This is a genomic window from Streptomyces sp. NPDC127117, assembly GCF_042677325.1.
GTDB lineage: Bacteria > Actinomycetota > Actinomycetes > Streptomycetales > Streptomycetaceae > Streptomyces.
This window is the reverse complement of sequence record NZ_JBHXTM010000010.1, coordinates 90,079-112,290: the sequence shown is the minus strand read 5'-3', so window position 1 is coordinate 112,290 and position 22,212 is coordinate 90,079. Positions and strand designations below refer to the sequence as shown.

At 71.5% G+C, this 22,212-nt stretch carries 19 protein-coding genes; 5 read left to right on the top strand and 14 right to left on the bottom strand.

Annotated elements, in window-relative coordinates; translation table 11 throughout:
• Nucleotides 1–122: 122 nt before the first annotated feature.
• Nucleotides 123–782, top strand: a complete 660-nt coding sequence (locus tag ACFVH0_RS11940) for a bifunctional DNA primase/polymerase (RefSeq protein WP_385819431.1) — start codon at nucleotides 123–125, stop codon at nucleotides 780–782.
• Nucleotides 783–864: 82 nt separating this feature from the next.
• On the opposite strand, the gene ftsY is transcribed toward ACFVH0_RS11940, so the two are convergent.
• Nucleotides 865–2,070, bottom strand: coding sequence for a signal recognition particle-docking protein FtsY (gene ftsY, locus ACFVH0_RS11935; RefSeq protein ID WP_385819430.1), 1,206 nt, complete (start codon nucleotides 2,068–2,070; stop codon nucleotides 865–867).
• Nucleotides 2,071–2,179: 109 nt separating this feature from the next.
• Here ftsY and ACFVH0_RS11930 point away from each other — a divergent pair, with 109 nt between their 5' ends.
• Nucleotides 2,180–3,595 carry a purine-cytosine permease family protein gene (locus ACFVH0_RS11930; protein WP_385819429.1) on the top strand — a complete coding sequence of 472 codons (1,416 nt, stop codon included), beginning with the start codon at nucleotides 2,180–2,182 and terminating at the stop codon, nucleotides 3,593–3,595.
• Nucleotides 3,596–3,652: 57 nt separating this feature from the next.
• Entirely contained in the window at nucleotides 3,653–4,618 is a 966-nt protein-coding gene (locus ACFVH0_RS11925) for an LLM class flavin-dependent oxidoreductase (protein ID WP_385819428.1), read from the top strand.
• A 24-nt stretch (nucleotides 4,619–4,642) separates the two neighbouring features.
• Here ACFVH0_RS11925 and ACFVH0_RS11920 read toward each other — a convergent pair whose 3' ends face one another.
• The 4 genes from ACFVH0_RS11920 to ACFVH0_RS11905 form a co-directional block, all read right to left on the bottom strand.
• Nucleotides 4,643–6,061 (bottom strand): sugar porter family MFS transporter, encoded by a 1,419-nt coding sequence (locus ACFVH0_RS11920; RefSeq protein ID WP_385819427.1) that lies wholly within the window; start codon nucleotides 6,059–6,061, stop codon nucleotides 4,643–4,645.
• A 131-nt stretch (nucleotides 6,062–6,192) separates the two neighbouring features.
• Nucleotides 6,193–9,933 carry an AAA family ATPase gene (locus ACFVH0_RS11915; protein ID WP_385819426.1) on the bottom strand — a complete coding sequence of 1,247 codons (3,741 nt, stop codon included), beginning with the start codon at nucleotides 9,931–9,933 and terminating at the stop codon, nucleotides 6,193–6,195.
• A 371-nt stretch (nucleotides 9,934–10,304) separates the two neighbouring features.
• Nucleotides 10,305–10,517 carry a hypothetical protein gene (locus ACFVH0_RS11910; RefSeq protein ID WP_018551753.1) on the bottom strand — a complete coding sequence of 71 codons (213 nt, stop codon included), beginning with the start codon at nucleotides 10,515–10,517 and terminating at the stop codon, nucleotides 10,305–10,307.
• A 439-nt stretch (nucleotides 10,518–10,956) separates the two neighbouring features.
• Entirely contained in the window at nucleotides 10,957–11,238 is a 282-nt protein-coding gene (locus tag ACFVH0_RS11905; protein ID WP_072487249.1) for an acylphosphatase, read from the bottom strand.
• A gap of 145 nt (nucleotides 11,239–11,383) precedes the next feature.
• On the opposite strand from ACFVH0_RS11905, the gene ACFVH0_RS11900 reads away from it, so the two are divergent.
• Entirely contained in the window at nucleotides 11,384–12,310 is a 927-nt protein-coding gene (locus tag ACFVH0_RS11900) for a CAP domain-containing protein (RefSeq protein ID WP_385819425.1), read from the top strand.
• Nucleotides 12,311–12,384: 74 nt separating this feature from the next.
• Nucleotides 12,385–12,801: a winged helix-turn-helix transcriptional regulator gene (locus tag ACFVH0_RS11895; protein WP_385819424.1), complete on the top strand. Its 417-nt coding sequence runs from the start codon at nucleotides 12,385–12,387 to the stop codon at nucleotides 12,799–12,801.
• Here ACFVH0_RS11895 and mutM read toward each other — a convergent pair.
• The 9 genes from mutM to ACFVH0_RS11850 form a co-directional block, all read right to left on the bottom strand.
• Nucleotides 12,774–13,634, bottom strand: coding sequence for a bifunctional DNA-formamidopyrimidine glycosylase/DNA-(apurinic or apyrimidinic site) lyase (gene mutM / locus ACFVH0_RS11890; protein ID WP_385819423.1), 861 nt, complete (start codon nucleotides 13,632–13,634; stop codon nucleotides 12,774–12,776). The two genes, ACFVH0_RS11895 and mutM, sit on opposite strands and share 28 nt — an antisense overlap.
• 93 nt (nucleotides 13,635–13,727) lie before the next feature.
• A complete protein-coding gene (gene rnc / locus ACFVH0_RS11885; protein WP_385819422.1) occupies nucleotides 13,728–14,552 on the bottom strand; it encodes a ribonuclease III in 825 nt (274 codons plus the stop codon).
• Between the two features lie 19 nt (nucleotides 14,553–14,571).
• Nucleotides 14,572–14,745 (bottom strand): 50S ribosomal protein L32, encoded by a 174-nt coding sequence (rpmF, locus tag ACFVH0_RS11880; protein WP_003965982.1) that lies wholly within the window; start codon nucleotides 14,743–14,745, stop codon nucleotides 14,572–14,574.
• 2 nt (nucleotides 14,746–14,747) lie between these two features.
• On the bottom strand, nucleotides 14,748–15,422 hold the full coding sequence (locus tag ACFVH0_RS11875; RefSeq protein WP_266791916.1) for a DUF177 domain-containing protein: 675 nt from the start codon (nucleotides 15,420–15,422) through the stop codon (nucleotides 14,748–14,750).
• 169 nt (nucleotides 15,423–15,591) lie between these two features.
• A complete protein-coding gene (locus ACFVH0_RS11870; protein ID WP_385819421.1) occupies nucleotides 15,592–16,668 on the bottom strand; it encodes a cell division initiation protein in 1,077 nt (358 codons plus the stop codon).
• Nucleotides 16,669–16,766: 98 nt separating this feature from the next.
• On the bottom strand, nucleotides 16,767–17,246 hold the full coding sequence (gene coaD / locus ACFVH0_RS11865; RefSeq protein WP_206433392.1) for a pantetheine-phosphate adenylyltransferase: 480 nt from the start codon (nucleotides 17,244–17,246) through the stop codon (nucleotides 16,767–16,769).
• Nucleotides 17,247–17,272: 26 nt separating this feature from the next.
• Complete coding sequence (rsmD, locus tag ACFVH0_RS11860; protein WP_385819420.1) at nucleotides 17,273–17,857, bottom strand: 16S rRNA (guanine(966)-N(2))-methyltransferase RsmD; 585 nt, start codon at nucleotides 17,855–17,857, stop codon at nucleotides 17,273–17,275.
• A gap of 117 nt (nucleotides 17,858–17,974) precedes the next feature.
• Complete coding sequence (gene recG / locus ACFVH0_RS11855) at nucleotides 17,975–20,185, bottom strand: ATP-dependent DNA helicase RecG (protein ID WP_385819419.1); 2,211 nt, start codon at nucleotides 20,183–20,185, stop codon at nucleotides 17,975–17,977.
• A gap of 207 nt (nucleotides 20,186–20,392) precedes the next feature.
• Entirely contained in the window at nucleotides 20,393–22,012 is a 1,620-nt protein-coding gene (locus tag ACFVH0_RS11850; RefSeq protein ID WP_385819418.1) for a DAK2 domain-containing protein, read from the bottom strand.
• Nucleotides 22,013–22,212 lie beyond the last annotated feature (200 nt).

Genomic DNA, 22,212 nt, shown 5'->3' with positions numbered 1-22,212 from the left:
GCGCGAAGAATGGCGCACAACCCCGAATACCACCGGCGTACTCCGGATCGCCGACGGCGGCGGTGCATCACGACTCCGGTGCGCGTCGTAACCACCGGCGAGTCGGACCCGTTGGAGGGGGCATGGGCTTCACGATCGGCGGCATCCGCGAGATGCGCACCGGCTCACGGCGCCGCGGCCGTGCGGCCGAGTACACGGCAGTGGCCGAGTGCACGGGGCTGTGGGGCTGGGCCGTCGTGCCGGGTGCGCGGGCCGCGGCCGGACGCTGCTCCTGCGGACAGTCGTCCTGCCCCTCCCCCGGTGCCCATCCGCTGGACTTCGCCCCCGAGGTTCCCGCCGGCGCCACGCTCGACACGGCCGCCGACGCATGGGCCCGGACGCCGGGCGCCTCGATGCTGCTGCCGGTGGGGCGCACCTTCGACGTGCTCGATGTCGCCGAGGCGGCGGGGCGCCGGGCCCTGGTGCGGATGGAGCGGATGGGTCTGCCGCTCGGCCCGGTCGCGGTGACCCCGGGCGGGCGGGCGCAGTTCTTCGTGGCCCCGGGCGCCGCCGCCGAGCTTCCGCAGCTGCTGTACCGGATGGGCTGGGACGACGCGGGGCTGGACCTGCGGGCGCTGGGCCCGGGGTGCCACATCACCGCCCCACCGTCCGACGAGGGCGGCCTGGGCCCGGTCCGGTGGCTGCGCCCGCCGGAGCTGGACACGGCGACCGCGCCGCCGCAGGCCCGGCTGCTGCTGGGCACGCTGGCCTACAGCTGTCATCGCGCGCCGCTCTGCGGCTGAGCACTCCGGACACTCCCCGACGCCGAGGAGCCCGGCCGCTGCGGTGTCGCGCGGTCGGGCTCCTCGTGTACGGCGTACGGGGTCAGTCCCCGATCAGGGCGTCCACGAACGCCTCCGGCTCGAACGGGGCCAGGTCGTCCGGTCCCTCGCCGAGACCGACGAGCTTCACCGGCACGCCCAGCTCGCGCTGGACGGCGATGACGATGCCGCCCTTGGCGGTGCCGTCCAGCTTGGTGAGCACGATGCCGGTGATGTCCACGACCTCGGCGAACACCCGGGCCTGCACCAGACCGTTCTGCCCGGTCGTGGCGTCGAGGACGAGCAGCACCTCGTCGAGCGGTCCGTGCTTCTCGACGACCCGCTTGACCTTGCCGAGCTCGTCCATCAGCCCGGTCTTCGTGTGCAGCCGTCCGGCGGTGTCGATGAGGACCACATCGGCGCCCTCGGCGATGCCCTCCTTCACCGCGTCGAAGGCGATCGAGGCGGGGTCGCCGCCCTCGGGGCCGCGCACGGTGCGGGCGCCGACGCGCTCGCCCCAGGTCTGGAGCTGGTCGGCGGCGGCCGCCCGGAAGGTGTCGGCCGCGCCGAGCACGACGCTGCGGCCGTCGGCGACGAGCACCCGGGCCAGCTTGCCGGTGGTGGTGGTCTTGCCGGTTCCGTTGACGCCGACGACCATCACGACGCCGGGGGTGTCGAGGCCGCTCTCCGTCTTGACCGCGCGGTCGAAGTCGGTGCCGAGCAGGTTGAGGAGCTCTTCGCGCAGCAGCGCGCGCAGCTCCTCGGGGGTACGGGTGCCGAGCACGCGGACGCGCTCGCGGAGCCGCTCCACCAGTTCCTGGGTGGGCGCGACGCCGACATCGGCGGTGAGGAGGGTGTCCTCGATCTCCTCCCAGGTGTCCTCGTCGAGGTTGTCGCGGGACAGGAGCGTGAGCAGCCCCTTGCCGAGGGAGTTCTGCGAGCGGGCGAGCCGGGCGCGCAGCCGTACCAGCCGGCCGGCGGTGGGCTCGGGCACTTCGAGGGCGGGGGCGGCGGGCGCCTCCGGCTCGACGGCCTCGGGGGCCTCCTCGGCGGGAGCCTCGGGAGGGCCGACCTCCTCGATGGTGCGGCGCGGTTCCTCGCGCGGCGTCTCGGCTTCCTCGCCGACATGGGGCTCGGCGGGAGGAGTGATGGTCGGCGTGCTCGACGGTGCCGGGGGCAGCTGCTTCTTCTTGCGGCTGCTGACCACGAGCCCGCTGATCACGCCGACCGCGACCAGGGCGATGACTACAGCAAGGATGACGAATTCCATAACCCACCCAGTATCAGTCACGTCCGCCCGACGGGGCCGCCCCGAAGGATCCGCCGAGTTTCCCCTCAGCCGTTATGCACCTTTTGGCGGTAAAGGTACGATCCTGCCTGTGGAGACCCGCGGCCTGGAGCCCGTCCCCGACAACGAACGCACCGGCCGGGTCCGGACCCTCTTCCCCACCTGGGTCGGCGCGAACCTGACCGTGCTCCTGCTCACCGTCGGCGCCGGCCTCATCGTCTTCAACGGGCTCAATCTCTGGCAGGTGCTCGCGGTCGCGCTCACGGCCTCGGTGATCGGCTTCGGGCTGGTCGGCCTGGTCTCGATCGCGGGCAGACGGGGCGGGGCCCCCGGCATGGCGCTCTCGCGGGCCGTCTTCGGCCAGCGCGGCAATCTGCTGCCCGGCGCCCTGACCTGGGTCGCCCGCTGGGGCTGGGAGACCGTGAACGCGGTCACCGGCACCTACGCGGTGCTCGCCGTGCTGGATCTGCTCTTCGGCGTCACGGGCAGCCACCGGCTGACCCTGGTGACCCTGCTCGCCTTCGTGGGATGCAGCTGCCTGGTGTCGGGGCTGGGTCTGGGTGCGCTGCGGGTGTGCTGCACCTGGTCGGCGTATCTCTTCGGCGGCGTCAGTGTGCTCGTGCTGGTCCGTCTGGTCGGCTCGACCGACTGGCGGGACGCGCTGGGCAGGCCCGCCGGACCGGTGACGATGATGGTCGCCGGGGTCGGCACCCTGGCGGCCGGCGGGCTCAGCTGGGCCCCGTCCGGCCCCGACTTCGCCCGCTATCTGCCGCACACGGCGTCCGGCCGGGCGATGATCGGGGCAACCGTGGGCGGCGCCGGGATCGTGTACGTACCGATGGTGCTGATGGGAGCCGTGATGGCGGTCGCCGCACCGGGTCTGGCCGTCACCCGCGACCCGATCGCGTTCATCGGCCCGCTGCTGCCCGGCTGGCTCTCGGTGCCGTATCTGCTGTTCGCCGTGGTCGGCATGGTGCTGATCAACTCGATGTCGCTGTATTCGGCCGGATTCACCGCGCAGACGCTGGGATTCAGGATTCCGCGCACCTGGGCGGTCGGCGTGAACGCCGCCATCAGCCTGTTCCTGGGCGCGACCCTGATGCTCACGGCCGCGGGCTTCCTGGATTCCTTCGTCTCGTTCCTGACGCTGCTCGCCGTGACGTTCTCCGCGTGGATCGGGGTCTTCGCCGTGGATCTGCTGCGGGGCCGCACGTACGATCCGGCGGCGCTCCTGGACACCACGCCGACCAGCGCCTACTGGTACACCGCGGGCTTCGCCGTACCGGCCGTGGCCGCGTGGGCCGCGGGGCTGGCGACGGGTCTCCTCTTCACCGGAGTGCAGTGGTTCGACGGGCCGCTCGCCGCCACCTGGATCGGGCGCCAGGGGCTGGGCTGGGCGGCCACGATCACCGTCTCCGCCACTCTGTACGCGGTCCTGCCGCGTTCCGCCGGACGGGCCGGGGGCGAGCGCGACGGGCCCGGCGACGACACACCCCTACACTTCTGACGCTACGTCAGTTACTGTCCCGCCTCGCCGCGCCCGCCGACGATGGGGACAAGTCTCATGGCCTTCACAGTGGTCCGGTTCAACCTGGTCGATCCCGATGCCACCCCCGAGTCGCTCTCGGCCCGCTACCGCGCCGCGCTGGAGATGGCCGCGTACGCCGACGAGCACGCCGTCGACACCGTGCAGACCGAGGAGCACCACGGCGCCGCCAACTCCTGGCTGCCCTCGCCCTTCGTCTTCGCCGGCTCGGTCTTCGGTGCCACCCGCCGGATCGCGGTCACCGTCTCGGCGATCATCGGCCCGCTGCACGACCCGCTGCGGCTGGCCGAGGACATCGCGGTCCTCGACCTGCTGAGCGCCGGCCGGCTGGTCACGGTGGCGGGGATCGGCTACCGGCCCGAGGAGTACGAACAGGCGGGGGTCGAATGGGGCAGGCGCGGCAGGCTCCAGGACGAGCTGCTGGAGACGCTGCTGCTGGCCTGGACCGGGGAGCCGTTCCCCTACCGGGGCCGTACGGTCAGGGTCACGCCTCGCCCGTACACCCAGCCGCATCCGATGCTGCTGGTGGGCGGCAGCTCGCGGGCGGCGGCCCGGCGGGCGGCCCGGCTCGGGCTGCCGTTCTTCCCGAGCGCGCATCTGCCTCAGATCGAGGCGTACTACCAGGAGCTGCGCGCCGAGTTCGGGACGGACGGCTTCTGCATGATGCCCGCCGCCGAGACACCGCTGCTGCATGTGTCCGAGGACCCGGACCGGACCTGGGCCGAGTACGGCGAGCACTTCCTGCACGAGGCACGTACGTACGCCTCCTGGCAGTCCAAGGACATCCGCTCCGCAGTGCGTTCGGCGGCGACGACGGTGACGGAGCTGCGGGCCGAGGGGGTCTACCGGGTCGTCACGCCCGACGAGTGCGCCGCGTCGGCCGCGGAGCTGGACAGCCTGGTGCTGCATCCGTTGTGCGGCGGGATGCCGGTCGAGGAGGGGTGGCGCAGTCTGCGGCTGTTCTGCGACGCGATCGCACGCTGACCCCTGGCAGCAGGGACGCGGGGGTCAGCCCATCTCCTCCAGCGCCTTGCCCTTGGTCTCCTTCACGAACTTGAGCACGAAGGGGATCGAGAGCGTGGCGAAGCAGGCGTAGATGATGTACGTGCCCGACAGGTTCCAGTCGGACAGGCTCGGGAAGCTCGCGGTGATCGCCCAGTTGGCGATCCACTGCGCGGACGCGGCGACGCCGAGCGCGGCGGCGCGGATCCTGTTGGGGAACATCTCGCCGAGGAAGACCCAGACGACGACGCCCCACGACAGGGCGAAGAAGAGCACGAACACATGGGCCGCGATCAGCGCCACCGCGCCCTGGGGACTGGGCAGTTTGCCGTCGACCAGGTCGGCGGAGAAGGCCCAGGCCTCGAAGGCGAGGGCGATGGCCATGCCGGTCGAGCCCGCCAGGGCGAGCGGCCTGCGGCCCACCCGGTCCACCAGCACCATCGCGATGACCGTACCGATGATGTTGATGATGGAGGTGGTGAACGAGTAGAAGAACGAGTCGGTCGGGTCGATGCCGACGGACTGCCAGAGCGTCGCCGAGTAGTAGAACGCCACGTTGATGCCGACGAGTTGCTGGAAGACCGACAGGCCGATGCCGACCCAGACGATCGGCAGGAAGCCGAAGCGGCTGCCGAGCAGGTCCTTGAAGGTGGACTTGTGCTCGCGGTGCATGGCGGTCTCGATCTCGGTCACCCTGGCGTCGAGGTCGACGTTCCTGCCCTCGACCTCCTCCAGGATCTTGCGGGCCCGCTCCTTCTTGCCGATCGAGATCAGGAACCGGGGCGACTCGGGGATCGCGAGGGACAGCAGCCCGTACAGGACGGCCGGGACGACCATGACGCCGAGCATCCACTGCCAGGCCTCCAGCCCGCCGATCCTGCCCCGCTGGTCACCGTCGGCGAGCTGCAGAATGCCGTAGTTGACCAGCTGGGAGATGGCGATGCCGACGACGATCGCCGCCTGCTGGAAGGAGCCGAGCCGGCCCCGGTAGGCGGGCGGCGAGACCTCCGCGATGTACGCCGGGCCGATCACCGAGGCCATGCCGATGGCGAAGCCGCCGATGATGCGCCACATCGCCAGGTCCCAGAGGGCGAACGGGAGCGCGGAGCCGACGGCGCTGATGGTGAAGAGCACGGAGGCGATCTGCATGCACCGGATCCGGCCGATGCGGTCGGCGATGCGCCCCGCGGTGGCCGCACCGATCGCGCAGCCGATCAGGGCGATGGCGATGACCTGGGCGAGCGTTCCCGAGCCGATGTCGTAACGGCTGCGGATCGCCTCGACGGCGCCGTTGATGACGGAGCTGTCGTAGCCGAACAGGAAGCCGCCCATCGCGGCGGCCGCGGTGATGAAGATGACATGGCCGAGGTGGTCCGGATGGGCCGCTCGGGCTCCGGACGCCGGTCCCTGCGAGGTGCTGGTCACATGAACTCCTGATGCCTGGCCGCGTCGTCAGGTGTGGGGACGGACCCTTCCAAGTGGCACACAACTTCCCGGCCGCCACCACTTGAGGTCCTCAAGCACGGCCCGCCGTGCGGGCGGGGCCGGACAGGGGCTCAGCGCAGGCGCTGGCTGATGACCTTGGAGACCCCGTCGCCCTGCATCGAGACGCCGTACAGCGCGTCGGCGACCTCCATCGTCCGCTTCTGGTGCGTGATCACGATGAGCTGCGAGCTCTCCTGGAGCTCCTCCATGATCCGGATCAGCCGCTGGAGATTGGTGTCGTCGAGCGCCGCCTCGACCTCGTCCATCACATAGAACGGGCTCGGCCGGGCCTTGAAGATGGAGACCAGCAACGCCACCGCCGTGAGCGAGCGTTCGCCGCCGGACAGCAGCGAGAGCCGCTTGACCTTCTTGCCGGGCGGCCTCGCCTCGACGTCCACACCGGTGGCGAGCATGTTGTCCGGGTCGGTCAGGATGAGCCGGCCATCGCCGCCCGGGAAGAGCCGCGAGAAGACGCCCTCGAACTCGCGGGCCGTGTCCCGGTACGCCTCCGTGAACACCTGCTCGACCCGCTCGTCGACCTCCTTGATGACCTGTATCAGATCGGCCCGGGTCTTCTTCAGGTCTTCGAGCTGCTCGGAGAGGAACTTGTGCCGCTCCTCCAGCGCCGAGAACTCCTCCAGGGCGAGCGGATTCACCTTCCCGAGTTGCTGATACGCCCGTTCGGCCGACTTGAGCCGCTTCTCCTGCTCGGCCCTGACGAACGGCTTCGGCCGGTTGCGCGGATGCTCCGGGTCCTGCGGCAGCTCCTCCCCCTCGGCGGCGGGTGACGGCGGTACGAGCTGGTCGGGGCCGTACTCGGCGGCCAGCCCGGCCGGCTCGACGCCCAGCTCCTCCAGCGCCTTCGCCTCCAGTTGCTCTATCCGCAGCCGCTTCTCGGCGCCGAGGACCTCGCCCCGGTGTACGGAGTCGGTGAGCTTGTCCAGCTCGCCCTTGAGGTCGCGGCCCCGGCCGCGCTCGGCCGCCAGCTCCCGCTCCCGCTCCGCCTTGGCCGCCTCGGCCACGGCCCGCTCCTGCTCGGCCCGTACGACGGACACCTCGACGTGCGCGAGCAGCTGACGGGCACCGGACTCGACGGCGGAGGCCACCGCCGCCTCGTGCCGCAGCCGGGCCCGGCGCCGCTCGGCGCGGGCACGGGCCTCCCGCTCGGCGCGGGCGCCCCGGTCGAGGGAGTCGGCGCGGCCGGCCAGCGCCTTGACCCGCTCCTCGTGGGTACGTGCCTGGAGCCGGGCCTCCATCTCGGTCTGCCGGGCATTGGCACCGTCGGCGGCGAGCCGGTCCCGTACGGAGGTGTCCGGCTCCTCCTCGACCGGCATCTCCTCGGCGACGAGCAGCCGCTCGGCCAGCTCCTCGGCCTCCTCCGTCGCCCGCTCCAGCGCCTCCTGTGCGCGGGCGGCCGACGCCGTCATCCGCTCGGCCTCGCCCGCCGCGCCACGGGCCTGACCGGCCAGCCGCCCCAGCTGCTGGGACACCCCGGACTTCTCCCGCTCGGCGGCCCGGCGCCGCTCGCCCAGCTCCTCGACCAGCGCGGCACCGGCCCGGCGCCGCTCCCCCTCGATCCGCTGCGCCTCGGTGAGTTCGGCGCACCGCACGGCCAGTTCCTCCAGCTGGGCCGCGGCCTCGTCGACGGAGGCCTGGACTTCGAGGAGGCTCGGCGCCCCGGCGGAACCGCCGTGCGCGAAGTGCGCCGAGAGGATGTCCCCCACGGCCGTCACGGCCGTCAGTTCCGGGTGTACGGCGACGAGGTCCTCGGCGTCCTCCAGGGTGCCGACCACCACCATGTCCCGCACCAGCCTGCGCACGGCGCCCATCAGTTCGACGGGCCCGCGGACGAGGTCGGCCACGGCGGGCGCCCCGCCCAAGGCAACGGCCGCGCCCTGAGCGCCCACGAGCGCCGCGCCCACCTCACCGCGCCCCTGCGCCTGCCCCGGCACATGCACAACAGCCGCATCCACAACAGCCGCATCGGCGTCACCGGCGCTACCGGGATCCCCCGCACCACCAGCACCACCGGAGTCAACAGCCCCACCAGCACCACCGTCAGGGGCACCCCCCTGATCGGGGACTCCGGCGCGCACCCCGCCCAGCAGCAGCGCGGCCCGCCCCGCGTCCTGCTTGCGCAGCAGCCGGATCGCCTCCGCCGCCGTGGCCGGGTCCGTCACCGCGACCGCGTCCGCCGCCGCGCCCAGTGCCGCCGCCACCGCCACCTCGTGCCCCGGCGCCACCGTCAGGAGCTCCGCCGCCGGACCGAGCAGCCCCGACAGCCGGTCCTGCGCTCCGAGCAGCGCGCCCGTGCCGTCCTTGCGGCGCAGACCGAGGGCCAGCGCCTCGTGGCGGGCCGCCACCGCCGCCCGCTTCCGTTCCGCGGCGGTGGCCGCCTCCCGGGCCGCGGAGTGCGCCGCCTCCGCCTCGGCGAGTGCCCGCTTGGCGGCATCGTGCTGCTCACCGAGCTCCTGATCACCGGCGTCCAGGCCCTCCACCTCGGCCTTGAGCTGCTCGTACTCCTCCTGGGCGGCGACCGCCCGCTCCTGCGCCTCGTCCCGGGAGGCGGCCAGCCGGTCGATCTCGGCCTGGGCCGAACCGGCACGGCTACGAGCCGCGTTGACCTGGCCGTTCAGCCGGGCAAGCCCCTCGCGGCGGTCCGCGATGGCACGGGCGGCGTCCTTGAGCCTGCGCTCCTCGGCCGCCAACTCCCGTTCCAGTTCGGCACGGTGGGCCGCGGTGTCCTCCAGCGCGTGTTCCGCCGCCTCCAGCGCGGCCGTCAGCTCCGCCTCCTGCTCGCGGATCCGGGCCGCCTCGCGCTCCATGTCCTCCGGGTCGCGCCCGCGCCGCTCCTCCTCCGGAGGGGCGGAGGCGCTCTTCACCCGGGCGCCGGCCAGCGAGATCGTGCCGCGCACCCGCTCGGCCAGCTGGGACAGCTCGTACCAGGTCTGCTGGGCCCGCTGGAGCCGCGGCGTCAGCCGCCGTACCTCGTCCTCCAGCTCCGCCTCGCGTGCCAGGGCCGCCTTGAGTTCCGCCTCCGCGGCCTCCCGGCGCTGCTTGAGCGCCGCCTCGTCGGCGATCTCGCTGCGCAGCGCCGTGCGCAGCCGCACCAGGTCGTCGGCGAGCAGCCGCAGTTTGGCATCGCGCAGATCGGCCTGGATCACGGCGGCCCGGCGCGCCACGGCGGCCTGCCGGCCGAGCGGTTTCAGCTGCCGCCGAAGCTCGTCGGTGAGGTCCTGGACGCGGGCGAGGTTGGCGCCCATCGCGTCCAGCTTCCGCAGCGCCTTCTCCTTGCGCTTGCGGTGCTTGAGCACACCCGCGGCTTCCTCGATGAAGGCGCGACGGCCCATCGGATCGGCGTGGAGCACGGAGTCCAGCTGTCCCTGACCGACGATGACATGCATCTCTCGGCCGATACCGGAGTCCGAGAGGAGTTCCTGGATGTCCAGGAGCCGGCAGGTGTCGCCATTGATCTGGTACTCGCTGCCGCCATTGCGGAACATGATCCGAGTGATCGTCACTTCGGCGTACTCGATGGGCAGTGCGCCGTCGGAATTGTCGATGGTCAGCGACACTTCGGCCCTGCCGAGCGGCGGCCGCCCGGTGGTGCCGGCGAAGATCACGTCTTCCATCTTGCCGCCGCGCAGGGATTTGGCGCCCTGTTCCCCCATGACCCAGGAGAGCGCGTCCACCACATTGGACTTGCCGGACCCATTGGGGCCGACGACGCATGTGATGCCGGGTTCGAACCGCAGCGTCGTGGCGGAGGCGAACGATTTGAAACCACGCAGGGTCAGGGCCTTGAGGTGCACGCCGCCGGACTCTACCTTTCGCTCTCGGTTTCGCTGATGAAGGTGCAGGGCACATCAGACGGTAAGGGAAGGGGTGTATGCCGGGGGCGGGTCCTGCGCAGCTTCCGAGCGGAAAAGGATCCGGAAGATCCGGGGGATCCGAACGGGAAAAGAAAGAAGGGACGCCGAAGCGCCCCTTGGTAAATCTTGTGCGGTGTTACGCCTGAGCGGTGATACCCGCGTGTTGCTGGTGCAGCTGCGCATGACGGATCAAGGACATGTCACGAAGGTGACAGATCAAGAGCAGTGATCTTCAATGATCCGGCGACGATCCGGGTGATGATCTCGGACGGCTGACGCGTACGGCCCGACCGGCCCCTGGGGGCCATCGGTCAGGTCAGCGCCGGCTCCGCCTGAGGTACGTCGATGTCGATGCTGTCGAGCAGCGACTCTTGGTGCTGGGCGGCGGCGTTCAGCGCGTCGTTCTCGTCCTGGATCCGTACGAGCTCGGATTCCAGGTCCTGGACGCGCTGCTGGAGCCGTCGCATCTCGGCGAGGAGTCGCGGGTCGGAACCGCCGACGTAACCGAGAAGCGCCTTTGCCATGATGGATGGTCCTCCACACTGAGTGACCGACCGATGCGGTGTGGGTCGTGAGGGAATCGCACCCGCGGTGCTCGGCAGTGCTCTGTAGTCACTGCTGTTCTGCTGCCAAACAGCTCTGCCAAACAGCTAAGGTGCGCGGGGATTTCAGCGTCTCACCAAAAAGTTTGACGGTCAACACGATCACGCCCTGTAGAGGCGGGCAGCCCGGGGGCGCGCGGCTCGACGATCATGCGGCGCGACTCTCCTGCGGGGCCCTGCGGGGCGTGGAGATCATCCTTACTGCCGCAGCCTGGCACGGTAACCGAATCTTGGCAACCACCCGGACATTCCGCAGGTCATTTCATGTGTACGCAGATGAGCACCCCGCCCGGTAACCCCTCGCCGCGCTTCGAACACGGTCCGAACACGGCCCGCTGCGCACCCCCGGAACGGACCCGGATCAGCGGATCGCGAAGCCCTCGTATCCGCCGCGCGGGGTGTCCCATATCTCAGTGACTCCGTCCACACGTCCGGGTGTGTCGTCCGAGCGCAGCCAGTCCAGCAGGCGGTGGCAATTCTCACGCCGCCCCTCGGCCACGACCTGCACCCGGCCGTCGTCGAGATTCAGGGCGAAGCCGGTGAGACCGCCGATCTCCAGGGCATTCGCCCTGGTGAACCAGCGGAACCCCACCCGCTGCACTCGGCCGCGTACCCATGCGGTGAGTCGTACATCTTCGTTCATGCCCGAACGCTAACCGCCCGATTGCTCTCGGGGCACTTCCCGCCGTGGGGCCATGGCGTACAGTCCCGACGCAATGGACTCACTCGAACGGGTGAGACGTGTTGACGCCGGAAGCGGCGTCCAGACCGTCGGAAGGGCTCAGCAGATGGGACGCCATCGACGCTCCGCCACAACTGCCATTGCCGAGGAACACGCGGCGGGAGGTGCGGGACGCAGCGGGGGCGGGCACCGCCGGAAGCGGTCCGCGGCTCCGGTCCGTACCGGACTCGTCGGTGTCTCCGCGGCCCTCGCCGTGGGCGCCGCGGCGGTGGCCTCCGGCCTGCTGCCGGGCGGCGACACCTACACCTTGGGCGGTGGCGGCTCCGAGCGGGTGCGCACCGAGGGTTCCCCGGATCTGCTGGGCCAGGGCGGCTCCTCCACCGCGCCGGCCGACCGCGGCACCGCGTCCGACCCGGCCGGCCGCGGCACCGGTCGCGCCGAGGGCCCGACCAGGACCCAGTCCCCCTCCGGATCCCCCTCTTCCTCTTCCTCCTCGAAGGCGTCCGGGCCGGCCGGGCGGACGAAGCCGTCCCGGTCCGCTTCGTCGAAGGCCCCTTCGGCCGACACCGCGAAGAGCAGCGCCCCCGCCGCCGAGAAGTCGTCGGCCGCGCCGAGGACCTCCGCTCCCGCGACCCGGAGCGCGTCGGCGCCGGCCGACTCCTCCGTCCGGTCCGCGGTGCTCGCCCTGGTCAACCAGGAGCGCGCGAAGGTCGGCTGCAGCCCGCTGACCGCCAGCTCCTCGCTCGCCTCGCTCGCCCAGGACTTCAGCGCGGACATGGCCGCCCGCGGCTTCTTCGACCACACCGACCCCGACGGCCGGAGCCCGTGGGACCGCGCCGCCAAGGCCGGCGTACAGGGCCTCGCCGCCGAGAACATAGCCCGCGGCCAGGCGAGCGCACAGGCTGTGATGGATTCCTGGATGAACAGCGACGGCCACCGGGCGAACATCCTCAACTGCGACTACAAGACACTCGGCATCGGCGTGCACTACGGCTCCGGCGGCCCCTGGTGGACCCAGGACTTCGGCTTCTGACCGTCGGCCGCCAGCGCTCACCCGGGGATAGCGCACTCCGGCGGTGAGCGCTGTGCGGGCGTACGCTGCTCCGTATGGACGAGAACACCCGTCTGGACGCGCTCGCCTTCGACGTGTTCTCCAGACAGTGCCCCTCGCGCTCCACGCTGGAGCACGTCACCGGGCGCTGGGGCAGCCTGACGCTGGGAGCGCTGTACGAAGGCGGCTTCCGGTTCAACGAACTCCGTCGCCGGGTCGACGGGGTCAGCGAGAAGATGCTCTCCCAGACGCTCCACGCCCTGGAGCGGGACGGCCTGGTGCACCGCGAGGCCCAGCCGACCAATCCGCCGCGCGTCGACTACGAGCTGACACCCCTGGGCCGGCAGGTGGCCGAGCGGCTGCTGGCGCTGATCGAGCTCGTCGAGGGCCGGATGCCCGAGGTGCTCACCGCCCGTGCCGACTACGACGAGGCGCACCCCGCCCGTCAGGCGGTCGCGCGCGGCAGCCGCTGACAGCGCGGGCAGAAGTAGCTGGAGCGGTTCATCCAGGGGCGGCGGCGCATCGGGGTGCCGCAGCGGTGGCAGGGCTCGTCCTCGCGGCCGTAGGCGTCGAGCGAGCGGTCGAAGTAGCCGGACTCGCCGTTCACATTGACGTAGAGGCTGTCGAAGCTGGTGCCGCCCTGGTCGAGCGCCGCGGACATCACGTCGCGGACATGGCCGAGCAGCTCGGCGGACTTGGGGCGGGTGAGGGTCGCGGTCGGCCGGTCGTAGTGCAGCCTGCTGCGCCAGAGCGCCTCGTCCGCGTAGATGTTGCCGACCCCGCTGATCAGCGACTGGTCGAGCAGGGCACGTTTGACGGTCGTGCGGCGCAGTCGCAGGGCCGCGTGGAAGGCGGCGTCGTCGAACGCCGGGTCCAGCGGGTCGCGGGCGATGTGCGCGATGGTGTCGGGCAGCCCTTCCGGGGTGTTCTCGTGGAGCGAGAGCCCGCCGAAGGTCCGCTGGTCGACGAAGCGGAGCTCGGTGCCGAGGGAGTCGTCGAAGCGGATCCGGATGCGCAGGTGCTTCTCGTCCGGTGCGTCCTGCGGCTGTACGAGCAGCTGACCGCTCATCCCGAGATGGCCGAGGAGCGAGCTGGACGCGTCGTCCAGCGGCACCCAGAGGTACTTGCCGCGGCGCATCGCCGTTCCGAAGCGGACGCCGCCCAGCCGGGCCGCGAAGTCCACACCACCGGCGAGATGGCGGCGGACCGCGCGCGGGTGCAGCACCTCCACATCGCCGACGGTGCGGCCGGTGACCCAGCGTTCGAGGCCACGCCGTACGACTTCGACCTCGGGCAGCTCGGGCACGGTGTCGCTCCTGAAGGGATGCTCTGGAAATAACAATACGGTTCTGGACAGGAAGAACCCCCCGGTGCACAAGGCACCGGGGGGTTCCGGGGGTCAGGCCGGAGCCGCGTCCGTGGACGGTGCCGGGCCGGTCGGGGTGTCGGCGGCCCCGCCGTCGGCAGCGGCCTTCGCCGCAGCCGCCCGTTCCTCCGCGGCGGCGCTGATCTCGCGCCAGGCGGACTCCGCCGCCTGCTGCTCCGCTTCCTTCTTGCTACGGCCGGTGCCGGTGCCGTACGAGACACCACCGACGCGAGCAGCAGCAGTAAAGGTCTTCTCGTGGTCCGGGCCGGTCTCCGTGACGATGTACTCGGGGACTCCGAGGCTCTCGCCGGCGGTGAGCTCCTGGAGACTGGTCTTCCAGTCCAGGCCGGCACCGAGGTTGGAGGACCTGTCGATCAGCGGGTCGAAGAGCCGGTGGACCAGCTCCGAGGCCGCGCTGAGGCCCTGGTCGAGATAGACCGCGCCGATCACCGCTTCAAGCGTGTCGGCGAGGATGGACGCCTTGTCCCTGCCGCCCGTGCCCTCTTCACCGCGGCCGAGCCGGATGAAGGAGCCGAGTTCGAGGCCGCGGCCCACTTCCGCAAGCGCACGAGAGTTGACCACCGCGGCCCGCAACTTGGCCAGCTGGCCTTCGGGCAGGTCGGGGTGGGTGCGGTACAGCGTGTCCGTGACCACCAGGCCGAGCACCGAATCCCCGAGGAATTCAAGCCGCTCGTTGGTGGGCAGACCGCCGTTCTCGTATGCGTACGAACGGTGGGTCAGCGCACGCACCAGAAGGGCGGTCTCGAGTTGATACCCGAGCCGCCCTTCCAGAAGCGTGTGGGACGAGGCTGTGTTGACGTTGTCTGCCTTCTTCTTGGCGTTGGACAACTCAGACATCGGGCCTCTCACCAGCCGCTCAGACCTCGAGGACCTGGCGCTTGTTGTACGTGCCGCAGCTGGGGCACGCGATGTGCTGCAGCTTCGGCTCCTGGCAACGCTCGCACGAAACCAGGGTGGGGACCGCAGCCTTCCACTGCGACCGGCGGTGGCGCGTGTTGCTGCGCGACATCTTCCGCTTCGGAACAGCCACGGCTACTTCTCCTGCTTCTCGTCGACGCCCGCTTCGGCGCCGCCCATGTTGTCCTTCTCGCCGTCCTGAACGGTGTCGGCGAGTCCTTGCAATGCCGCCCAACGGATGTCGACGGCATCATGGTGGTGACCGGGGTTCTCGTCCAGCCTGATTCCGCATTCGGAACACAGACCGGCACAGGACTCCCGGCACACCGGCTGCATCGGCAGTGCGAGCACCACCGCATCACGCAGCACTGGTTCGAGGTCGAACAGGCCGTCCTCGATGAAGAGCCTGTCCTCGTCGTCCTCGGCGTCGTCGGCCGGCTCCGCCTTGCTGCTGCGGCCCCGGTCATCGGCGTCAGGGTACGAGAACATCTCCTGGAAGTCCGCCGCGACCTCTTGGCGCAGCGGCTCCAGACACCTTACGCACTCCCCCTCGGCCGACGCACGGGCGGTGCCTGTGACAAGCACCCCTTCCATGACCGACTCAAGGCGGAGGTCCAGCTCCACGGGTGCGCCTTCCGGCACACCGATGACCCCTTCGATGCCGAGGACCGACGGCGGACCGGGTGCGTCCACCGAGCGGGAGAGCCGCTGGAGGGCACCGGGACGCCGGCCCAGCTCGTGCGTGTCGAACACGAGGGGGTTTCGGTGGTCGAGGTGGCCGTTCAGGGCTTTTCCTGCTTTCGAGATCATGTGCAACGCACATCGTGGGGAGGGCCGCCCGGATTCGGAGTCGAAACGGGCAGCCGGGATCGCGGACATACGCGCGACCGAAGAGCCAGGATACTGGACGCGCCGCCCAGCTCCCAATCCGGGCCGTCGGGGCCCTCCGGCGCGGGCTCCGGCGCCGGAGCCCGTCCGGTCAGCGCTCCTGTTCGTACCGGCGGAGCTGGTCCAGGTCGATCATGCTGGTGTCGAACAGGCTGGTCTCGTCGAGGGCGCTCTCGCCCTGCGGCTGGAGCGCCTGCTGGGGCTGCACGGGCTGCTGCTGCCAGTTGTCGTACCCCTGGACGGGTACCTGGGCCTGGGACTGGTCGTAGCCCTGCTGCTGATAGGCCGCGGCGTACGGGTCCGGCTGCTGCTGGTACCCGTAGACGTCCTGCTGCGGCTGCTCCTGGTAGGCGTAGGTCTCCGCGTAGCCCGGCTGGGCCTGGGCGGGGAAGTGCGGCTGGGCCTGCTGCTGCACCGGCTGCGGCGCCGGGGTGGCGAGCTCGGCGAGGCCGGCCCAGTGGTCCTCGTCGCTCATGTGCGCCTGGTTGCCCGCCGCGTCCTGGGCGGCCACGTGCGCGCCGAGCTCGTCGGTGGCGACCCGGCCGTGCAGCTTCTGCCGGCCGCGGCCGACCGCCTCCAGGGTCTTGGCGAGCACCGCCTCGAAGGCGCCGAGCTTGGTGTCCACGTACTCGTCCGCCCGGCGCTGGAGCGTGGCCGGGTCGGTGCTGCGCTCGGGGGCCTCGGCGAAGTCCGGGTCCTCGTAGCCCTGCTCGTCGAACGGCCGGCCGCGGCCGAGGAGCTTCTCGCGGCCGCGGTCGACGGAGCCGATGGTCTTGGTGAGGACGACCTCGAAGTTGGCGAGCTTGCTGTCGACGTACTCGTCGGCCTCGCCGCGGACCTCGGCGGCCTCCCGGCGGGCCTCGTCGAGGATGCGGTCGGCCTCACTGCGGGACTGCCTGGCGATCTCGGTGTCGGAGATCAGCGAGGTGCGTTCGGCGCGGGCGGCACCGATGATCCGCTCGGCCTCCTGGCGGGCCCTCTCGGCCAGCTGCTCCTGGCCGCCGATGAGCTCCTGGGCGTGGGCGAGCGAGCCGGGCAGGGCCTCGCGCACCTCTTCGAGCATCGCGAGCAGCTCGGCGCGGTTGACCACGCACGAAGCCGACATGGGCATCGACCGGGCGCTCCCGACCGCTTCGACGATCTCGTCGAGCTTCTTCTGCACGTCCACCGTGTGCTCGCCACTCTCTACAGCCGATTGGAGACGGACGGGACGACTGTACGGCCAGTCGGCGCCCGTCCGACACCTGGTGACGAACCGTCAGCGGCTCAGCGCTGAGCGAGACGCTCGGTAAGGGCCTCGTGGACCAGTGGGGGGAGCAGATGGGAGACGTCTCCGCCCCAGGTCGCGACCTCCTTGACCAGGGAGGACGACAGGAAACTATAGGTGGGATTGGTCGGCACGAAGAGCGTCTCGACGCCGGACAGGCCGTTGTTCATCTGGGCCATCTGGAGCTCGTAGTCGAAGTCGCTGACGGCCCGCAGGCCCTTCACGATCGCCGGGATGTCGCGCTGCTTGCAGAAGTCGACCAGGAGGCCGTGGAAGGACTCCACCTGGACGTTGCCGAAGTCCGTGGTGACCTGGCGGATCAGGTCGATCCGCTCGTCGACCGTGAACAGGCCCTTCTTGGACTGGTTGATCATCACCGCGACGTGTACGACGTCGTACAGCTTCGAGGCGCGGCCAATGATGTCGAGGTGTCCATTGGTGATGGGGTCGAATGACCCCGGACAGACGGCGCGGCGCAACTTGATTCCCTCGCTCTCCGGTCCGGTCATCGTGCGTCTTCGCACGTAGAGGCGGCGCGACCGTACCAAAGCGTTCCTTCGCCGTAGCGACGGGCCCGCAACGGTTCGAATCCCTCCGGCCAGCCGAATTCTCCGCCTCTGGTGCTGCGTTCCACGGTGACGAGAGCATCGTCCGTGAGCCAGCCCTGGGCACGGAGTGTGAGCAGTATCTCGGCAAGATCGTCGTCGGTGACGGCGTACGGCGGGTCCAGGAACACCACGTCGTAGGGGTCTTCCGGTGCCGGTCCCGTCACGATCTGTTCGGCTTTGCCGGTACGGACCTCGGCGCCGGGCAGTCCGAGGGTGCGGACGTTGTCCCGGACGGTGCGGACGGCCTTGGGGTCGGCCTCGACGAGCAGGGCGTGCACCGCGCCCCGGGAGAGCGCCTCCAGGCCGACGGCCCCGGAGCCCGCGTACAGGTCGGCGATACGGATGCCCTCCAGGCTGCCGAGGAGCGCTTCCCAGGTGGAGAAGAGGCCCTCGCGCGCACGGTCGGAGGTGGGGCGGGTGCCGGTGCCGGGCGGAACGGCCAGGCGGCGTCCGCCGGCCGAGCCGGCGATCACGCGGGTCATGGGTGTCTGGTCCTCGGTTCGTGGGCGGCCCGCGGGATGCCGCGGCGACGTGCCACCCACGATATGGCGTGGTGACCGATCGGGCCCCCGCACCCGGCCTCCGCCGCCCCGTCCCGCTCAGCCCTTGTCGAGGTACTGCTCGCGCTCCTTGTCGAGCAGCGCGTCCAGCGCGATCCGCAGCTCCGGCAGTTGTCCGAGCTCCGGGTCGGCGGCGACGATCGCGACGGCCTCCTCGCGTGCGGCGGTGATGACCTCCTCGTCGTCGATGACGGTGAGCATCCGCAGCGAGGAGCGGACCCCGGACTGGGCCTGGCCGAGGACATCGCCCTCGCGGCGCTGCTCCAGGTCGATCCGGGACAGCTCGAAGCCGTCCAGGGTGGCGGCGACCGCGGAGAGGCGGGCGCGGGCGGGACTGGCCTCGTGGGCCTCGCTGACCAGCAGGCAGAGCCCCGGGGCGGAGCCGCGCCCGACCCGACCGCGCAGCTGGTGCAGCTGGGAGACACCGAAGCGGTCGGCGTCCATGATCACCATGGCGGTGGCGTTGGGGACGTTGACGCCGACCTCGATGACGGTGGTGGCGACCAGCACGTCGACGTCGCCCGCGGCGAAGCGGCGCATCACGTCGTCCTTGTCGTCCGGGTTCATCCTGCCGTGCAGCACCTCGATGCGCAGGCCGGCCAGGGGGCCCTTGGCGAGCTGTTCGGCGATCTCCAGCACGGCGAGCGGCGGGCGCTTGTCGCCGTCGTCCTCGGGGGCCTTCTTCTTCGTCTTCTTCCCCGCCGCCTCGTCGTCGGCGTCGTCGCCGATGCGGGGGCAGACCACGTACGCCTGGTGTCCGTTCTCCACTTCCTCCCGGACCCGCTCCCAGGCGCGGCTGAGGAAGTGGGGCTTGTCCTTGGCGGGCACGACATGGCTGGCGATGGGCGAGCGGCCGGCCGGGAGCTGGTCCAGTACGGAGGTCTCCAGATCGCCGAAGACGGTCATGGCGACCGTACGGGGAATGGGGGTGGCCGTCATGACCAGCAGGTGGGGCGGCTGTTTGCCCTTCGAGCGGAGGGCGTCGCGCTGCTCGACCCCGAAGCGGTGCTGTTCGTCGACGACGACCAGGCCCAGATCGTGGAACTGCACCTTGTCCTCGATCAGGGCGTGGGTGCCGATCACGATGCCGGCCTCGCCGGTGACCAGGTCGAGGAGGGCCTGGCGGCGGGCCGCCACGCCCATGGAGCCGGTGAGCAGCACCACCTTGGTGCCCTGCTCGGAGCCGCCGAGCATGCCGCCCTCGGCCAGCTCCCCCATCATTTCGGTGATCGAGCGGTGGTGCTGCTGGGCGAGCACCTCGGTGGGCGCGAGCATGGCGGCCTGTCCGCCCGCGTCGACGACCCCGAGCATCGCCCGCAGCGCGACCATGGTCTTGCCGGAACCGACCTCGCCCTGGAGGAGCCGGTGCATCGGGTGCTCGGTCGCGAGGTCGTCGAAGATCTCCCGGGAGACCTTCTGCTGTCCCTCGGTGAGGGTGAAGGGCAGCTTGGCGTCGAAGGCGTCGAGCAGTCCGCCGGGCGTGGGTCTGCGGGCCACGGCCGGGAGCTGGGTGTCGGCGTACCTGCGGCGGGCCAGCGCGACCTGGAGGACGAAGGCCTCGTCCCACTTCAGCCGGTCCCTGGCCTGCGCGATGTCCGCCTTGGTCTGCGGCCGGTGGACCTTCAGCAGCGCTTCGGGGAGCGGGGCGAATCCCCGGCCCTCGCGCAGGGCCGGCGGCAGCGGGTCGACGGCCTCCCGCGCACTGGGCAGCACCGTGTCGACGGCCTTGGCGATCCGCCACGAGTCGAGCTGCTTGCAGGCGGGGTAGATCGGCAGCAGCCGCCCGGCGAAGGCGTCCACCGCCTCCGTGGCCTCGTCGGCGTCCGTGACGTCGAGCAGTTGGTACGTGGGGTGGGCCAGCTGCATCTTCCGGTTGAAGACGGAGACCTTGCCGGCGAACATCGCCCGGCGCCCCGGCAGCAGCTCCTTGTGCGGCTTGTGGACGCCGTGCCCGAAGAAGACCAGCTGGAGGCGGCCGTTGCCGTCGGTGAGGGTCACTTCCAGGCGCTTGCCGCGGCCGTTGTTGAACATCAGGATGCGGGCGTCGGCGACCTGGGCGACCACGGTCACGTGCTCGTCCAGCGGGAGGTCGGCCAGCGCCGTGAGCCGGCCGCGCTCCTCGTACCGCCGCGGGTAGTGGTGCAGCAGATCACCGACCGTGTGCAGGTCGAGGTGTTCGGCCATCACCTTCGCGGTGGCTCCGCCGAGCAGCTTCTTGAGGGGTTCATCGAACGCAGACACGCGATCCATTGCACACCACACCACTGACAGATGTCCGGCGGGCACCACCAGGACGTGCCGCCGTCGGCCGTGAGTCCGGCGCGGCGGCCCGGGTGCGGGCCCGGAGGGTCCTGGAGATCCGCCCGGCCGGGCGGACGGGCGCGGAGGCCGGGGCGCTGCCGGAGTACGTGGGCGGGAGGACCGGCCCGTCCGGCGCCCGGGCTGCGGCGTGCTCCGCTACTCGACCCCGATGAGCAGCGGAGCGCGCTGGTGGCCGCCCCGGTACACCACCGTGTCCACCGCCAGATAGCCCTCGCGCACGTGTTCCTCCAGCGCGTCCGCGAGGCTGTCGGGAATGTCCTCGCCCAGGACCAGGGTGACCAGTTCGCCGCCCGCCGCCAGCATCCGGTCCAGCACGTCGCGGGCGGTTCGCGGTACGTCCCCGCCGATGACGGCGACATCGCCGTCGATCAGGCCCAGGACGTCGCCGGCCTGGCAGATGCCCGCCATGGTCCAGGACTGCCGTTCGGCGACGGCGAGTTCCGCGTAGCGGGTGGCGCCGGCGGCGGCGGTCATCGCCACCACGTCCTCGTCGAAGCTGCGGTCGGGTTCGTGGACGGCGAGGGCCGCGATGCCCTGGACGGCGGCCCTGGTCGGGATCAGGGCGACCCGGACGCCCTGGGCGCGGGCCTGTTCGGCGGCGGCCGCGGCGGTGTGGCGCAGCTCCGCGTCGTTGGGCAGCAGGACCACCTCGCGGGCGTGTGCCCGGTGGATCGCGTCGGCCAGTTCGCCGCTGGCGGGCGGTTCACCGGGCCGGGCCAGGACCGTCGTGGCCCCGGCCTCCTTGCACAGGTCGCGGAGCCCGTCGCCGGGGACCACCACGACGACCGCGCGCTGAACGGGCTCGGCGTGCGGGTGCACCCGGTCCACGCCGAAGTGGGTGATCCGGATCCGGTACGGCCGCCCCGCTTCGACCCCGGCCTCCACGGCCGCGCCCGCGTCGTCGACGTGCACATGGACGTTCCACAGCCCGTCGCCGCCCACCACCACGAGCGAGTCGCCGAGCCGGTCGAGCCGGGTCCGCAGCCGGTCCACCGCCTCGTCCGCGGCCTCCAGCAGGTAGATGACCTCGAAGGCGGGTCCGCCCTCCGCGTCGGCCTCCGCGCAGTCGTCCGGCACCGGGAGGACGGGCACCGCGACCTCGCGGTGTTCGGGCGCGCGTCCGCAGACCGCTTCGACGAGCGCTCCGAGCACGGTCACCAGGCCCCGTCCGCCGGCGTCCACGACGCCCGCCCTGCCGAGGACGGCGAGCTGCCCGGGGGTCGCGTCCAGGGCCGTGCGCGCCCCGTCGTACGCCGCCCGTGCGACCGTCGCGGTCCCGGCGCCGCCGTCGGTGCGGGCGGCGGCCTCGGCGGCGGCGGTGGCCACCGTGAGCACGGTGCCCTCGACGGGGTGGGCCACGGCCTGCCGGGCCGCGGCGGCGGCGACGGCGAGCGCCTCGCGCAGCCGGTCCGCGTCATGGCCGGCGGCCAGCACTCCGGCCATTCCGCGCAGCAGTTGGGCCAGGATCGTGCCGGAGTTCCCGCGGGCGCCGATCAGGGCGCCGTGCGCCATGGCGCGTACCGCGTCGGCAGTGGCGGGGACAGTCCCGCCGGTCTCGTGGGCGGCGAAGACCGCTTCGACGGCCTGGGTCGCGGACTCCACGGTGAGATAGAGGTTCGTCCCGGTGTCCCCGTCGGCGACGGGATACACATTGATCGCGTCGATCGCCTCGCGCTCCCGGCCCAGTGCCTCCAGGGCCAGTGAGCACCAGGTACGCACCGCGACGGCGTCCATGTCGTCGGCGGTCTGCGGCACCTGTCGGTCCTCCTCGGATTCGGCCGTGGGCGGCCGACTGCATCGCACAGTAGTCCCCGCGCACCGGGTCCGGCGGGGACAGGGGGCGGGAGGGGGTCGGTGGAACCCATGGTAGTTTCGTTCTACCGACGCAGCCGTTGTATGCTGCTTCGGTTGCCCGATGAGAGTCGGGCCATCCCTCCGGCACCGCCACTTCAGTC

Excerpts from the sequence above, each read along its gene's own strand:
- ACFVH0_RS11940 (WP_385819431.1), top strand. The coding sequence starts at position 123 with ATGGGCTTCACGATCGGCGGCATCCGCGAGATGCGCACCGGCTCACGG.
- ftsY (WP_385819430.1), bottom strand. The coding sequence starts at position 2,070 with ATGGAATTCGTCATCCTTGCTGTAGTCATCGCCCTGGTCGCGGTCGGC.
- ACFVH0_RS11925 (WP_385819428.1), top strand. The coding sequence starts at position 3,653 with ATGGCCTTCACAGTGGTCCGGTTCAACCTGGTCGATCCCGATGCCACC.
- ACFVH0_RS11910 (WP_018551753.1), bottom strand. The coding sequence starts at position 10,517 with ATGGCAAAGGCGCTTCTCGGTTACGTCGGCGGTTCCGACCCGCGACTC.
- ACFVH0_RS11905 (WP_072487249.1), bottom strand. The coding sequence starts at position 11,238 with ATGAACGAAGATGTACGACTCACCGCATGGGTACGCGGCCGAGTGCAG.
- ACFVH0_RS11900 (WP_385819425.1), top strand. The coding sequence starts at position 11,384 with ATGGGACGCCATCGACGCTCCGCCACAACTGCCATTGCCGAGGAACAC.
- ACFVH0_RS11895 (WP_385819424.1), top strand. The coding sequence starts at position 12,385 with ATGGACGAGAACACCCGTCTGGACGCGCTCGCCTTCGACGTGTTCTCC.
- rnc (WP_385819422.1), bottom strand. The coding sequence starts at position 14,552 with ATGTCTGAGTTGTCCAACGCCAAGAAGAAGGCAGACAACGTCAACACA.
- ACFVH0_RS11875 (WP_266791916.1), bottom strand. The coding sequence starts at position 15,422 with ATGATCTCGAAAGCAGGAAAAGCCCTGAACGGCCACCTCGACCACCGA.
- rsmD (WP_385819420.1), bottom strand. The coding sequence starts at position 17,857 with ATGACCCGCGTGATCGCCGGCTCGGCCGGCGGACGCCGCCTGGCCGTT.
- recG (WP_385819419.1), bottom strand. The coding sequence starts at position 20,185 with ATGGATCGCGTGTCTGCGTTCGATGAACCCCTCAAGAAGCTGCTCGGC.